This is a genomic window from Pseudoalteromonas sp. SG43-7 (assembly GCF_014164295.1).
Lineage (GTDB): Bacteria > Pseudomonadota > Gammaproteobacteria > Enterobacterales > Alteromonadaceae > Pseudoalteromonas > Pseudoalteromonas rhizosphaerae.
This window is the reverse complement of the sequence record NZ_JACJEY010000044.1, coordinates 1-14,178: the sequence shown is the minus strand read 5'-3', so window position 1 is coordinate 14,178 and position 14,178 is coordinate 1. Positions and strand designations below refer to the sequence as shown.

Below are 14,178 nucleotides of genomic sequence, written 5' to 3'. Positions count from 1 at the left end.
TATTCCTTAAGGTGCAACTGCTTGCATCATTAAACCACAAATATATGCCATATACGTGCCTACGCCATAGCCCAGAACGGCTAATAATACCCCAACTGGCGCAAGCGATGGGTGAAATGCCGAAGCAACTACTGGTGCCGATGCCGCACCGCCCACATTCGCTTGTGAGCCAACGGCCATATAAAATAGCGGCGCTTTAATTATTTTTGCCACAATTAACATTAAACTGGCATGGGTAAGCATCCAAATTAAGCCAATAACGAAATACATAGGTGATTCAAATATAGCCGTAATATTCATATGAAGGCCAATTGATGCCACTAAAATATATAAAAAGCTGGAGGCTACTTTAGATGCGCCAAAGGCTTCAATATGACGTACTTTAGTAAACGACAATGCAATACCTATGGTCGTCGAAATAACAATTAACCAAAAGAACTTACTGTTTAAGCTATATTCTTGTGCCCATGGAAAGTTAGCGCCAAAGTAAGGTCCTAAAAAGTCTGCACAAAAATGCGCCAGACCGGTAATACCAAATGCAATTGCAATGATCAGCATATAATCATTGAGTGTTGGCAGACGTGCGTGCTCGGCTTGGTATTTTTCAACGCGATTTTTTAACTCTTCAATCGCGCTAGTATCCGCGCCTGTTTTCGCATCAATGGCTTTATGGTTGGCAGCCATTAACAGTAATACTGCCATCCATAAATTAGCGACAATCACATCTACCGTAACCATTGCTGAGAATATATCTCCGCCAACTTCAAACATTTCTTTCATCGATGCTTGGTTTGCACCACCACCAATCCAGCTTCCAGCAATCGTGGTCATGCCACGCCATACTGCATCAGGGCCATGACCACCAACTGCTTCTGGATACACTGCGCTCATGATCAAAATGGCCAACGGGCCGCCGATCACAATACCCGCAGTACCGGTTAAAAACATAATTAATGCTTTCGGACCAAGATTAATAATGGCACGTAAATCAATACTAATGGTCAGTAAAATTAAGCACGCCGGAAGCAAGTAACGTGATGCTACAAAGTACACATTAGATGAATGACCATCAACAATGCCAAAAGTATTCAATAGTGAAGGTAAAAAATAGCACAGTAATAATGCTGGGACATATTTGTAAAACTTTTTCAGTGCGCTATTTTGACTGTTCGATGTTTTAAAAATAAAGCCTAATATTACTGCTAATAAACCAAAGACAACCGCGTCATTGGTGATCAGGGCAGTATGGGCGTCAGCCATGTAAATTCCTTAAAAGTTAATGGTGAGTTTTGTGATTATCTTCGAGTTCTTCAAGTTGATGCTGAATAATATCAATTGCAGGATCATCTGGACACTCATCGATAAAAAATTGTAAGTCGTCACGTGCCATTTTCGGACAATCAAGCTGGTTAAGTAAATAGCCTCTGTCGCGTCTTTCGTACGGATCATCGCCTATTAGCTCCATCAGCATCTCAACACAGCTCAAAGCATGACCAAATTTATTACTGCTAATAAAGGCCCACTTTTGTTGTGCTAGATAAAGCTTATACACTTCTTCGTCAAAAATGAGCTCAAGCGGCTCTTGCTCATCACCATTTTCTTCACTGGCGTTTTCAGGAATAATATACCAACTTTGTTGACCTGAACTCGGCTCAAGTAAATAACCTTCCTCATCGCTAATAGCAACATGGACATTTATTTCACTATTATTAATCGTTACATTTGCATCAAAACCTGCATGGTTCAGCAAATGGCATAATAAAATACCCAGTGTTGTTTCAGAACCACTGCGCATACTCAGCATATAGCTAAAACTATTTAAGGTGTATTCTGGGACTTTTAAACTGGATACGCTAAATAACCACTGAGTAAAAAACATGTCAACCAACGCATCAAACCGTTCGTGAATATCAGGGTATTGTTGGCATAGTTCGGTGACTTGATTTTCAAAGTCGCTCAGTGTGGCAAAGCTATCACTTAAATCAGCTTGAGGATCCCACTTCGCTTCAGCGCTTATACAACGATACAACGCTTGGGGAACGAATGTGTCAAAAGCCTCATCTTGATAGGATTCATTTTGATCTTCAAACCAAGGGGTGGTCATTAATACGGCAACATCTTTAATAGAAAATGAATGACTAGTTTACCTATTTTTTTACACAGATACCAACGTAGCGCGCTAGATTAACGTTCAAAGACTGTTTAGTGCAGCCTTTGAACACGTTTAGTTACAAAATAAACGCTGTTTTGGCAACCGCCAGCTTACCAATGAAGGCAATGACCGCAGTCGTAACAACTAAAAACACAATTTTTATACTGGTTTTTTGCTGTTTACTGGCAATAATACCCAGTACAATGTACGCCACTACAAGAATAATCTTTTCAAGCAGCCAGGTTTGTTCTAGTGGATTAATTTTTGCAATTGCCATCAGCGCGAAAGCTGAAATAAGTAAAAACGTATCGGTTGCGTGACTACCAATAAATACCAATTTATTTTTAGCGATTGCACCACTGCCGAGGCGAGAAAATGAACGTACATAAAATAGAACAATGCTTAAAACTGCAATTGCCATGTGTGTGTGTTTGACTGCTAAATAATCCATATGCCCCTAACTACTCATTAATGTTAAAAAGAAATTGTACCAATGTTATTAAACATACTCATTCTAATGCGTTAAATAACTCACCAGTTCAATGCACTGGGTATTATTTTTTAATCTGGAAAACGGGTTAAAATTTCTTCAAGCTCCGCTAGGTTGTCGTTAAATGCATCGACCAGTTTAGGCTCAAAATGTTTGCCTTTTTGCTGATTGATTTCATTAACGACATCATCAAGCGTCCACGCTTCTTTGTAACAACGTTTATGGCGCAGCGCATCGTACACATCTGCAAGCGCCACTATACGGCCAAAGATATGAATGTCTTGTCCTTGCCTTCCTTGTGGGTAACCTGAACCATCCCATTTTTCATGGTGATCACGTGCAATTTGAGCACCCGCATTAACGATTTCTCGACGAGAGCCTTGTAAGATAAGGTAACCTTTTTGAGTGTGCGTTTTCATGATTTCCCACTCTTCGGAGGTCAATTTACCCGGCTTATTTAAAATAGCATCAGGAATACCCACTTTTCCAACATCATGAAGTGGCGACGCTAAACGAACTAAGTCAGCCTCACGTTTCGATAAACCATACGCCAGTGCTAAAGTATGACATATATGCGAAACCCGCTTAACATGATTGCCCGTTTCGTTTGAACGCTGCTCCAGAGCTTCGCTTAAACGAAGCACTAATTCTTGCTGAGTTGCTTCGACCTCGGATTGTAATTGCACATTCTCATACGCTAACTGTACATTTTGCGAAAATATTTCAATCAAATGGCGCTGTGTATCCGATAAGTCGTGTGGAATACCGGATATAAAAAGCATTGAATTATGATTATGTTCGCTGCAACAGTATGCAAACAAATAATTGTCTTTATAAACAATGTTTTTATCTCTAAATGCTTGTTTACATGCTGATAGCTGCTCGGTATTTAATACCTCTTCAATTGCTTTACCTTCGCTGCGTTCAAAATCGCCTCGCCCAGAAAATACCACTAATTTATGCTGATTATCTTGTGGGTTACCTGCCACTAAACTGGTGGCGTACATTGCTTGATCAACAGTGCCGAGCAACGATGTTAATTGTTGCATCACCCCTTCAATAAAATGATCAAGTGAGTGCGCTGAAAAAATATCTCGAGATGCTTTAATGATTTTTTCAAGCCCTTGACGAGATTGTTCAATCGATAAAATATCGCGATAAGAACGTAAGCTCGACATCACTACAGTAAATAGTTTTTGTGCGGTAAGTTCAGTTTTTGATTTGTAGTCATTGATATCATAACTAACAATGACTTGGCGCTCTGGCGCTTGGCCGGGTTGACCAGTACGAAGGATAATACGGATATGATTATTTTTAGCGACTTCACGAATATATTGCGCGACTTTTAAGCCTGCATCGTCGGTTTCCATCACTACATCGAGCAGTACGATTGCAGCATCGGGATTATTATCTATTTGTACTTTAGCCTCAGCCCCTGAGTATGCACTAATAAACTCTAAACGCTTGTCTTGAAACTCAAAATCACTTAATGCCAATTTCGTGACAGCATGAACCTCAGGCTCATCATCAACAATGATGACTTTCCATGTCCCCTTAACTACTTCACTTTCTACTTCTTGTGGTTCATCCGAAAACAAAAAATCATCCATCATACTGAGTCCTCAAAGGCGTTTATTTTGCTCTCGCACTGTAATTTTTATAATTATCCCGGCCACTGTGCGAGCGTTACACGATCGTTATTTGCTAAGTCTTTAACTGTAAGTATATTTGTATACGCCATTTGTGCAAAAAAACTATGCACTTTAGTACTTTGTTGATAACCATGCTCAATGACAAGGTAACCATTTGACGTTAAAAAATTGCGTGCTTGAGTAATAATATACTTTATATCAGCCATACCGTCATCATCGGCAACTAACGCAGAAAGTGGTTCAAAACGTACGTCACCTTGATTTAAGTGAATATCATCATATTCGATATACGGCGGATTACTAACTATTAGATCAAACTGTTGTGCTGTAACTTGGCTAAACCAATCACTTTGCACAAAGTCTACATTAATAAAGCCTAACCGCTGCTTATTTGTATTCGCAAGCGCTACAGCATCAGTAACCCTATCAACCCCTGTGATTTGCCAAAGTGGCATTTCGCTGGCAAGTGCAAGCGCAATTGCACCAGTCCCAGTGCCTAAATCAAGCACTTTAGCGGCCACAGGTAAAGGCAAACTGAGCGTATATTCAACCAGTGTTTCGGTATCTGGGCGAGGGATCAGCGTAGTGGGATTAACCTGCAGTGGCAAACTCCAAAATTCACGCGTGCCCGTTATATGAGCCACTGGCTCACCTGTTAAGCGACGTTGACAATAACTTTCAAATAGCTGTTGTTGTTGCGGTGTTAACTTTTGTTCTGGCCAGCTAAATAAGTAGCTACGTGGTTTTTGTAATACGTCGAGCAATAATACTTGAGCGTCTAATTTAGCACTATCGCTGCTACTTTGCAGCAGCAAAGTAGCACGCGAAACAGCACTTTCAATCGTGTCGGTCACGATTACTCATCACCCATAGCGGCTAGTAAATCAGCCTGATGCTCTTGCATTAGCGGCTCAATCACACAACCTAAGTCGCCGGCAACTACCTCATTTAAACGGTATAAAGTGAGATTGATACGGTGATCTGTAATACGTCCTTGCGGATAGTTATAAGTACGAATACGTTCCGAACGGTCACCGCTACCGACTAAGTTACGACGCTCTGATGCTTCAGCCGCGTGGCGTTTTTCATCTTCCGCTTGTTGTAAACGTGCAGCAAGCACTGACATCGCTTTCGCGCGATTTTTATGCTGTGAACGTTCATCTTGACACTCAACTACTACACCTGTTGGTAAGTGGGTAATACGAATTGCCGAGTCAGTTTTATTAACGTGCTGACCACCGGCACCTGAGGCACGGAACGTATCAACTTTAATATCAGCGGTATTAATTTGAATCGCTTCAGCTTCTGGCACTTCAGCCATTACCGCAACAGTACACGCAGAGGTATGTACTCGTCCTTGCGATTCAGTTTCTGGCACACGTTGTACCCGGTGAGCACCTGATTCAAACTTCAATTGCCCGTACACGCCTTCACCACTAATGTTAGCAATGACTTCTTTGTAACCACCGTGCTCACCTTCATTGGTGCTCACAATCTCTACTTTCCATTTTTTAGTTTCAGCATAACGGGTATACATACGGAATAAATCACCAGCAAAAATGGCCGCTTCATCGCCTCCCGTGCCGGCACGTACTTCTAAAAACACATTATTATTGTCGCGCGGATCTTTTGGTAGCATCAACACTTGTATTTGATCTTCGATAGCAAGGATTTGCGCTTTGGCTTCTTTGTATTCTTCTTGCGCCATCTCACGCATATCAGGATCCGAATCCTTTAGCATTTCTTCTGCTGTAGCAACATCATCTTGTGTTTGCTGATAGCCTAAAAATGCTTTAACAATTTCTTCCAACTCAGAATATTCTTTTGAAAGCGCACGAAAACGATTTTGGTCGCTAATAACTGACGGATCACTTAGCAGCGCTTGTACTTCTTCATAACGCTCTACTAAGGTTTCTAACTTACGATAAACGGACTCTTTCATGTAACTGCTATTCCTGATCAATACCTAACATTTTCTTTAATTGGCTTAACTGAGCAACTTCACCTTTTTTAGCCGCATCTTGAATTGCACGGGTAGGCGCGTGCATTAGGCGGTTGGTTAACTTGTTGGCCAGCTCTAAAATAATTTTTTCTGCGTCTTTACCGGTATTTAATTGGCTTATTGCCTTATCAACCAGCTCAGACTTAATATCGTGTACATCTTGGCGATAAGAACGGATCAGATCGACAGAGTCGAGTGAACGCATCCACATCACAAATTCCGCACAGCGCTGGGTAATAATCACTTGCGCTTCATCGGCGGCTTGTTCTCTTGAAGCGATATTTTCGCTTACTATTGCCTGTAAGTCATCAACCGAATACAAATAGGCCGCATCTAATTCACCAACTTGGCTTTCAATATCGCGCGGTACTGCAATATCAATAAATAACATTGGCTTATTACGGCGTTGTTTTAGCGCTTGTTCAACTACCCCTTTACCAATAATTGGCAAAGTACTTGCTGTCGAACTGATCACTATATCCGCCTGATGTAAGCGTTCAGGTAACTGCGCTAACGCAATAACGTCGGCATTAACATCTTCTGCCAGTAGGCGTGCACGCTCTATGGTGCGATTCGCCACGGTGATCTGTTGTGGTTCATTTTGATATAGATGTTTCGCTACCAGCTCAATTGTTTCCCCGGCACCAATTAATAGCACTTTGGTTTTATCTAACTTGCCATATATATGTTTAGCTAAATTAACCGCAGCATAAGCAACAGACACCGCACTGGCGCCTATATCGGTTTCCGTTCTTACTTGTTTTGCTACCGAAAAGGTTTTTTGAAATAACCGGTCAAATACCACACTCACCGAATTGTGATTTTTGGCGCTATTATAAGCTTGCTTTATTTGACCAAGAATTTGCGGTTCACCTAGCACCAGAGAATCTAGGCCACATGACACACGCATTAAATGATTGATAGCATCATTATCTTGATGACAATATACATTACTGCTCAGTTCGTATTCATCCAAACCGTGGAAACTAGCTAACCATTGCAACAGTATTTGGGAATTTTGCTGAGCGAGGCTACAATAGATTTCTGTTCGGTTACATGTGGACACAATAACCGCTTCATTAAACTGATCGTGATCGCTCAGTTGCTGTAATGCTTCTGACAATTGCTCAGGCGAAAAGGCAACCTTTTCGCGTAATTCTACAGATGCGGTTTTATGATTAATACCAAGTGCTACTATGGTCATATGTGCCAAATATTGCTAAGCCGTGCTCGAAAGACGATAATTTTACCAAAAATCAGCGGAATATGGAAAGTAAGGAACGACATTTGATTCGACTATATTTGATTTTACTCATATTTTTTTTATTTTTAAGTGGTTGTGCGCAGCAAATTAGCCCTCAAACAGCTCTTTATGACGATTGGAAGTCGCAATTATCACAACAAACCAATTGGCAAGTTGAAGGAAAACTGGCTTTTATTAGTCCAGATGAACGCCAATCAGCAAACTTAAATTGGCAACAACAAGAACAGTTAAACCAACTTATTCTAACGAGTTTTATCGGTACCCGTGTTTTAGCATTAACACAAAATACTAACGGCGCTGAACTTGAATACGATGATCACATTTACCATGACATTAATGCATCGCGCCTGCTTGCTAGGCTCACTGGTTTTAATATACCGATGGACAGCGCCGATAATTGGTTAAAAGGCACTGTTGACGATCCAAGTTTGCAAGTTGATGAACTAGGCCGAGCAAAAAATGTAACTTGGCACGCACCCGATGGCGATCAATGGCAAATAAGCTACGCTGATTACCAACAATACGCCGGATTTTGGTTACCTAAAAAGCTCACGTTAAAACACCAAGATATTAAAATAAAAATTCAACTTTACGAGTGGCACTTTAACTAACATGACTACGCACACTATGACTTCATTTTCGTTATTGGCTCCTGCCAAGCTCAATTTATTTTTACACATTAATGGCCGTCGTGAAGATGGCTATCATGAACTGGAAACCTTATTTACTTTTTTAAATTATGGCGATCAACTCACATTTACTTTGACTGAAACAACTGAAATTGAAGTCACTGGTGACACCACCGATATCCCCCTAAAAGATAATTTGATCTATAAAGCGGCCGTTTTATTACAAAAACACACAAATTCCCTTTTTGGCGCAAAAATAAATTTAACTAAAATATTACCAATGGGAGGCGGCGTTGGTGGTGGTTCTTCAGATGCGGCCAGCACACTTTTAGCGCTTAATAAATTATGGCAATGCCAGTTATCACTATCTGAATTAGCAGCGCTTGGCGTGCAGTTAGGCGCAGATGTGCCGGTGTTCATTAACGGCAAAAGCGCCCTAGCTCAAGGCATTGGCGAGAAGTTAGTGAATGTAGAGCTGCCGTCAAAATGGTATTGTGTAGTGCATCCAAGTGAACATGTCAGCACCGCGAAAATTTTTACTCACCCAGATTTAAAACGCAATACACCGAAGCTAAAAGGCCACTGGCAACAACAAACATTAGCCAACGATTGCGAGCCTTTAGTTAAAAAGCTCTGCCCTGAGGTTGAAAAGACCCTCCAGTGGTTGCTAAAATACGCTCCGTCGAAGATGACTGGCACAGGTTCATGCTGTTTTGTTGAATTTGCCACGCAAAAAGAAGCGCAACATGTTCTTGAAAATCTCCCCCATAACTGGGACGGTTTTATTGCCAGCAGCGTTAATATCTCTCCTGCTCATACGCAGTTGGACGCTATACATTGAAGCAATGAAGTAATGTACAAGTAAATAAAGTTTAAGTTAATAAGCTATACTTTTTTTATCGCTTATTAGTCCAAAAATTCAGTGCCTGAGGAACCCTACCGTGCCTGACATGAAGCTCTTCGCTGGTAACGCAACACCTGAGTTAGCTCAAAAAGTTGCAAAACGTTTATATATTGAAGTTGGCGATGCTGTTGTTGGCCGTTTTAGCGACGGTGAGATCAGTGTTCAAATTAATGAAAATGTTCGTGGCTCGGATGTTTTTATTGTGCAATCAACCTGTGCCCCTACTAACGATAACTTGATGGAGCTTATTGTAATGGTTGATGCCTTACGTCGTGCATCTGCAGGTCGTATAACAGCCGTCATTCCTTATTTTGGTTATGCACGTCAAGATCGCCGCGTGCGCTCTGCTCGCGTACCAATCACAGCAAAAGTTGTTGCTGATTTCTTATCAAGTGTAGGTGTTGACCGAGTTCTAACGGTTGATTTACACGCTGAGCAAATCCAAGGCTTCTTTGATGTACCAGTTGATAATGTGTTCGGTAGCCCAGTGCTACTTGAAGATATGAAAGAGCGTCAATTTGATGATGTTGTTGTTGTATCACCTGATATCGGCGGTGTAGTTCGTGCCCGTGCTATTGCTAAGTTATTAAACGATACCGATCTTGCCATTATTGATAAGCGTCGCCCACAAGCGAATGTTTCTCAAGTAATGCACATTATTGGTGACGTTGAAGGCCGTGACTGTATCATCGTTGATGATATGATCGATACTGGCGGTACCTTATGTAAAGCAGCTGAAGCACTTAAAGAACACGGTGCTAAGCGAGTATTCGCTTACGCTACTCACCCTGTACTTTCTGGCCAAGCATTAGAAAACATTCGTAACTCAGTAATTGATGAAGTGATTGTAACTGACTCAATTCCACTGTCTGCTGAATTAAAAGCAATTGATAAAATTAAAGTGTTAACACTTGCAGACATGCTAGCTGAAACAATTCGCCGTATCAGCAATGAAGAATCTATTTCAGCGATGTTCGAACACTAAACTTGGTTTAGTTAAAATATCCTGATGTAATAAAGCGCCTCGTTGGCGCTTTTTTTATGTATCGTGTTTCTTTTAATTAGTCGCGGTGGTATGATAGCGCGCCTTTTGGCTAGGGACCTTGGTCGCAAAGGCCCTACACTATTTAATTATTGGAGACATCATGTCTAACGAAACATATACATTTAATGCAGAATTACGCACAGCTACGGGTACAGGTGCGAGCCGCCGCCTACGTCGTGAAGATAAAATCCCTGCGATCCTTTACGGTGCTGACAAAGAAGCTGCATCACTTACTTTTGAACACAAAGATATTATCAAAGCACAAGAAAGTGAAGGTTTTTACACTCACATCCTTACTCTTGATATCGCTGGTGAAAAAGTTGAAGCTATCCTTAAAGATATCCAACGTCACCCGTTCAAGCCTAAAATCACTCACCTTGATTTCCAACGTGTAGATGCTACTCACAAACTTAACACTAAAGTACCAGTTCACTTCATCGGTGAAGAAGCGGTAACTAAAGCGGGTAACACTGTAGTTCACCAATTAACAGAAATCGAAATCACGTGTCTTCCTAAGTCACTTCCTGAATTCGTAGAAGTTGACGTAGCTGGCCTAGTTGCTGGTGACTCAATACACATCTCTGACGTTAAACTTCCAGCAGGTGTTTCATCTGTTGATTTAGCGAAAGGTGCTGATCACGACCAGTCTATCGTAACTATCAAAGCTAACAAAGCTGCGCCAGTTGAAGACGAAGCTGCAGAATAAATTTTAAGGTTTGCACCTTGAATTCTATTCAAATGCTTGTGGGCCTGGCTAATCCAGGCCCCGAATACGCAAACACACGCCACAATGCAGGTGCTTGGTTCATCGAGCAACTCGCTGCACGCTACAACTGTACGCTAAAACACGATCCTAAGTATCACGGCCTTACCGGCAAAGTGATCATCCAAGGTCAAGAATTCAAATTACTGATCCCTACTACTTATATGAATTTAAGTGGTAAAGCTGTCGGTAGTTTAGCCAACTTTTTCAAAATTCCTGTTGAGAGCATCCTAGTTGCCCATGACGAAATGGATTTAGAACCCGGTGTTGCCAAATTAAAAAAAGGTGGCGGACACGGTGGCCATAATGGTTTAAAAGACATTATTGCAAAGATGGCAAATCAAAAAAATTTCATGCGTTTGCGCGTTGGCATAGGTCATCCAGGACACCGTGAAATGGTGACCGGATGGGTGCTTGGAAAAGCAGCCAAAGAAGACCAAGAGAAAATGGATGCCGCAGTAGATGAAGCAGTTCGTTGTATGGAAATACTTGCAAAAGACGGTGTGTTAAAAGCACAAAACAGACTACATTCGTTTAAGCCATAATTGGTTAAGCGGATCTAAACAAGGTATCTTAACTATGGGTTTCAAATGTGGCATCGTCGGTTTGCCTAATGTTGGTAAATCAACACTTTTCAATGCATTAACCAAAGCGGGTATTGAAGCCGCTAACTTTCCTTTTTGTACCATCGAGCCAAATACGGGCGTGGTACCGGTGCCAGATCCTCGTCTAGACGAACTTGCAAAGATTGTAAAACCACAACGTATTCTTACAACGAGTATGGAATTTGTGGATATTGCAGGTCTTGTAAAAGGCGCATCGAAAGGGGAAGGTCTTGGTAACCAGTTTTTAGCTAACATTCGTGAAACCGATGCAATTGGCCACGTAGTACGCTGCTTTGAAGATGACAACATCATTCACGTTGCAGGTACCATTGATCCTGCTGATGATATTGATGTGATCAACACCGAGTTAGTACTTGCTGATATGGATAGCGCTGAAAAAGCCCTTTTCCGTAACGCGAAAAAAGCCAAAGGTGGCGATAAAGACGCAAAAGAACAAAATGCCGTACTTGAAAAAGTAAAAGTACACCTTGATGAAGGCTTAACTTTACGTTCTTTAGCATTAACTAAAGAAGAAAAAGCGGCTATTAGCTCTGTTAACTTCTTAACAATCAAACCAACTATGTATATTGCTAACGTAGCTGAAGATGGTTTTGAAAATAACCCATATCTTGACCGTGTACGCGAAATTGCTGCTGCTGAAGATGCTGTTGTTGTGCCTGTATGCGCCGCGATTGAATCTGAGCTTTCGGAATTAGATGAAGAAGATAAACTTGAGTTTATGGCCGATCTTGGTCTGGATGAGCCAGGTTTGAATCTAGTGATCCGTGGTGGTTATGAGTTACTTCATTTACAAACCTACTTTACTGCAGGTGTAAAAGAAGTACGTGCATGGACAATCCCAGTAGGTGCAACTGCGCCACAAGCTGCAGGTAAAATCCACACTGACTTTGAGCGTGGCTTTATCCGTGCACAGACCATCGCTTTTGATGACTACATCGCCTATAAAGGTGAAAGTGGTGCAAAAGAAGCAGGTAAGATGCGCCAAGAAGGCAAAGAATACATAGTTAAAGATGGCGATGTAATGAACTTCTTGTTCAATGTTTAACACCATCCCAGTGTGACCTATCACCTTTAGTGATTTTTAAAGGCTCGTTTTTACGAGCCTTTTTTATTTTTGCACTATCATTAAATATCAGCTGTTGTGAATAAGTCACAATAAAGCAGTTAAAAAAACACCATTTTTATTAAAATTTAGCCTGTTAGCCTATTTTTCCCGCAAACAAACCAAGATACGTGTTTTTTTGCAAAAAAGGTGTTGACGGATTTGGGTCATATCAGCATAATACGCCCCGCACTCAGCGATGAAGTGCTAACAAAAAAGATGGCTAAGTAGCTCAGCTGGTTAGAGCACATCACTCATAATGATGGGGTCACAGGTTCAAATCCCGTCTTAGCCACCATTATTTTTTGTTGCTCAATGAAGAGTTTAAAATAACTACCTAGTGTTTTATTACACAACGTATGCGGGAGTGGCGGAATTGGTAGACGCGCTGGATTTAGGTTCCAGTATCTTAGGATGTGAGAGTTCAAGTCTCTCCTTCCGCACCATGTTCTTGATAAGAATTAAAATTATCAATTGTTATTGTTGGGATATCGCCAAGCGGTAAGGCACCAGGTTTTGATCCTGGCATTCCCAGGTTCAAATCCTGGTATCCCAGCCAACAATGGCTAAGTAGCTCAGCTGGTTAGAGCACATCACTCATAATGATGGGGTCACAGGTTCAAATCCCGTCTTAGCCACCATTTCTTTTTTAGAAGTGGCTCTGCAAGAGTTAAATTGCAACTCAATGAAGAGTTTAAAATAACTACCATTTCTTTGATTAATTCAAAGTGATAATGCGGGAGTGGCGGAATTGGTAGACGCGCTGGATTTAGGTTCCAGTATCTTAGGATGTGAGAGTTCAAGTCTCTCCTTCCGCACCATGTTCTTGATAAGAACTAAAACTATCAATTGATTCTTTGTTGGGATATCGCCAAGCGGTAAGGCACCAGGTTTTGATCCTGGCATTCCCAGGTTCAAATCCTGGTATCCCAGCCAACTTCTTCTACCAAAGAGTGTTGTTAAAGAATAACTCTAGCTACGAGTATAAACAGCAAAAACGTATATAATTATACGGACTATGCGGGAGTGGCGGAATTGGTAGACGCGCTGGATTTAGGTTCCAGTATCTTAGGATGTGAGAGTTCAAGTCTCTCCTTCCGCACCATTTTCTTGATAAGAATTAAAACTATCAACTGTTTCTTTGTTGGGATATCGCCAAGCGGTAAGGCACCAGGTTTTGATCCTGGCATTCCCAGGTTCAAATCCTGGTATCCCAGCCAACATTCTTCTACCAAAGAATGTTGTTAAAGAATAACTCTAGCTACGAGTATAAACAGCAAAAACGTATATAATTATACAGACTATGCGGGAGTGGCGGAATTGGTAGACGCGCTGGATTTAGGTTCCAGTATCTTAGGATGTGAGAGTTCAAGTCTCTCCTTCCGCACCATGTTCTTACCTAGAACTAAAACTAATAAAATTTAAAGTTGGGATATCGCCAAGCGGTAAGGCACCAGGTTTTGATCCTGGCATTCCCAGGTTCAAATCCTGGTATCCCAGCCAACTTTATCAACTCCCTTCTCTATCTTTTATCTTTTATCTTTTATCT

The 14,178-nt window shown here is 41.3% G+C and carries 13 protein-coding genes and 10 tRNA genes; 16 read left to right on the top strand and 7 right to left on the bottom strand.

All coding sequences use genetic code 11. The features are described from left to right. Positions 1-6 precede the first annotated feature (6 nt). From H5200_RS17210 to hemA, 7 genes are all read right to left on the bottom strand, one after another. Positions 7-1,260: a DUF819 domain-containing protein gene (locus H5200_RS17210; protein WP_145240649.1), complete on the bottom strand. Its 1,254-nt coding sequence runs from the start codon at positions 1,258-1,260 to the stop codon at positions 7-9. 16 nt (positions 1,261-1,276) lie between these two features. Beyond that, positions 1,277-2,104, bottom strand: a complete 828-nt coding sequence (locus tag H5200_RS17205; RefSeq protein ID WP_145240647.1) for a tetratricopeptide repeat protein — start codon at positions 2,102-2,104, stop codon at positions 1,277-1,279. A gap of 124 nt (positions 2,105-2,228) precedes the next feature. Further along, the gene (locus H5200_RS17200; RefSeq protein ID WP_145240645.1) at positions 2,229-2,603 is read right to left on the bottom strand and encodes a SirB2 family protein; all 375 of its coding nucleotides are present in this window, start codon (positions 2,601-2,603) and stop codon (positions 2,229-2,231) included. Positions 2,604-2,713: 110 nt separating this feature from the next. Then, positions 2,714-4,255 (bottom strand): response regulator, encoded by a 1,542-nt coding sequence (locus H5200_RS17195; RefSeq protein ID WP_182761974.1) that lies wholly within the window; start codon positions 4,253-4,255, stop codon positions 2,714-2,716. Between the two features lie 50 nt (positions 4,256-4,305). Then, the gene (gene prmC / locus H5200_RS17190; protein WP_182719177.1) at positions 4,306-5,148 is read right to left on the bottom strand and encodes a peptide chain release factor N(5)-glutamine methyltransferase; all 843 of its coding nucleotides are present in this window, start codon (positions 5,146-5,148) and stop codon (positions 4,306-4,308) included. 2 nt (positions 5,149-5,150) lie between these two features. Further along, positions 5,151-6,236: a peptide chain release factor 1 gene (gene prfA, locus H5200_RS17185; protein WP_145240641.1), complete on the bottom strand. Its 1,086-nt coding sequence runs from the start codon at positions 6,234-6,236 to the stop codon at positions 5,151-5,153. A 7-nt stretch (positions 6,237-6,243) separates the two neighbouring features. After that, entirely contained in the window at positions 6,244-7,500 is a 1,257-nt protein-coding gene (hemA, locus tag H5200_RS17180) for a glutamyl-tRNA reductase (RefSeq protein WP_182719176.1), read from the bottom strand. A gap of 83 nt (positions 7,501-7,583) precedes the next feature. Between hemA and lolB the strand changes: the two genes are divergently transcribed. The 16 genes from lolB (at position 7,584) to H5200_RS17100 (ending at position 14,132) form a co-directional block, all read left to right on the top strand. After that, positions 7,584-8,171: a lipoprotein insertase outer membrane protein LolB gene (gene lolB / locus H5200_RS17175; RefSeq protein ID WP_149980714.1), complete on the top strand. Its 588-nt coding sequence runs from the start codon at positions 7,584-7,586 to the stop codon at positions 8,169-8,171. Position 8,172: 1 nt separating this feature from the next. Next, entirely contained in the window at positions 8,173-9,030 is an 858-nt protein-coding gene (ispE, locus tag H5200_RS17170) for a 4-(cytidine 5'-diphospho)-2-C-methyl-D-erythritol kinase (protein WP_257325560.1), read from the top strand. Positions 9,031-9,130: 100 nt separating this feature from the next. Next, entirely contained in the window at positions 9,131-10,078 is a 948-nt protein-coding gene (locus tag H5200_RS17165; protein ID WP_145240635.1) for a ribose-phosphate pyrophosphokinase, read from the top strand. Positions 10,079-10,238: 160 nt separating this feature from the next. Continuing rightward, positions 10,239-10,844 (top strand): 50S ribosomal protein L25/general stress protein Ctc, encoded by a 606-nt coding sequence (locus H5200_RS17160; protein ID WP_145240633.1) that lies wholly within the window; start codon positions 10,239-10,241, stop codon positions 10,842-10,844. Between the two features lie 17 nt (positions 10,845-10,861). Then, on the top strand, positions 10,862-11,446 hold the full coding sequence (pth, locus tag H5200_RS17155) for an aminoacyl-tRNA hydrolase (RefSeq protein ID WP_182761972.1): 585 nt from the start codon (positions 10,862-10,864) through the stop codon (positions 11,444-11,446). Between the two features lie 34 nt (positions 11,447-11,480). Further along, positions 11,481-12,572, top strand: coding sequence for a redox-regulated ATPase YchF (ychF, locus tag H5200_RS17150; protein ID WP_145240629.1), 1,092 nt, complete (start codon positions 11,481-11,483; stop codon positions 12,570-12,572). Positions 12,573-12,850: 278 nt separating this feature from the next. Further along, positions 12,851-12,927 (top strand) — tRNA-Met (locus H5200_RS17145). 63 nt (positions 12,928-12,990) lie between these two features. Further along, a tRNA-Leu gene (locus H5200_RS17140) sits at positions 12,991-13,075 on the top strand. 38 nt (positions 13,076-13,113) lie between these two features. Continuing rightward, positions 13,114-13,188, top strand: a tRNA-Gln gene (locus H5200_RS17135). Between the two features lie 5 nt (positions 13,189-13,193). Continuing rightward, a tRNA-Met gene (locus H5200_RS17130) sits at positions 13,194-13,270 on the top strand. A 95-nt stretch (positions 13,271-13,365) separates the two neighbouring features. Further along, a tRNA-Leu gene (locus tag H5200_RS17125) sits at positions 13,366-13,450 on the top strand. Between the two features lie 40 nt (positions 13,451-13,490). Beyond that, positions 13,491-13,565 (top strand) — tRNA-Gln (locus H5200_RS17120). Positions 13,566-13,649: 84 nt separating this feature from the next. Next, positions 13,650-13,734, top strand: a tRNA-Leu gene (locus H5200_RS17115). Between the two features lie 40 nt (positions 13,735-13,774). After that, positions 13,775-13,849: transfer RNA gene (locus H5200_RS17110), tRNA-Gln, on the top strand. Positions 13,850-13,934: 85 nt separating this feature from the next. Further along, positions 13,935-14,019 (top strand) — tRNA-Leu (locus H5200_RS17105). A 38-nt stretch (positions 14,020-14,057) separates the two neighbouring features. Further along, a tRNA-Gln gene (locus tag H5200_RS17100) sits at positions 14,058-14,132 on the top strand. Positions 14,133-14,178: the final 46 nt, after the last annotated feature.

Coding starts and splice junctions, on each gene's coding strand:
- H5200_RS17210 (WP_145240649.1), bottom strand. CDS start 1,260: ATGGCTGACGCCCATACTGCCCTGATCACCAATGACGCGGTTGTCTTT.
- H5200_RS17205 (WP_145240647.1), bottom strand. CDS start 2,104: ATGACCACCCCTTGGTTTGAAGATCAAAATGAATCCTATCAAGATGAG.
- ychF (WP_145240629.1), top strand. CDS start 11,481: ATGGGTTTCAAATGTGGCATCGTCGGTTTGCCTAATGTTGGTAAATCA.
- H5200_RS17160 (WP_145240633.1), top strand. CDS start 10,239: ATGTCTAACGAAACATATACATTTAATGCAGAATTACGCACAGCTACG.
- H5200_RS17195 (WP_182761974.1), bottom strand. CDS start 4,255: ATGATGGATGATTTTTTGTTTTCGGATGAACCACAAGAAGTAGAAAGT.
- prfA (WP_145240641.1), bottom strand. CDS start 6,236: ATGAAAGAGTCCGTTTATCGTAAGTTAGAAACCTTAGTAGAGCGTTAT.
- H5200_RS17200 (WP_145240645.1), bottom strand. CDS start 2,603: ATGGATTATTTAGCAGTCAAACACACACACATGGCAATTGCAGTTTTA.
- hemA (WP_182719176.1), bottom strand. CDS start 7,500: ATGACCATAGTAGCACTTGGTATTAATCATAAAACCGCATCTGTAGAA.
- ispE (WP_257325560.1), top strand. CDS start 8,173: ATGACTACGCACACTATGACTTCATTTTCGTTATTGGCTCCTGCCAAG.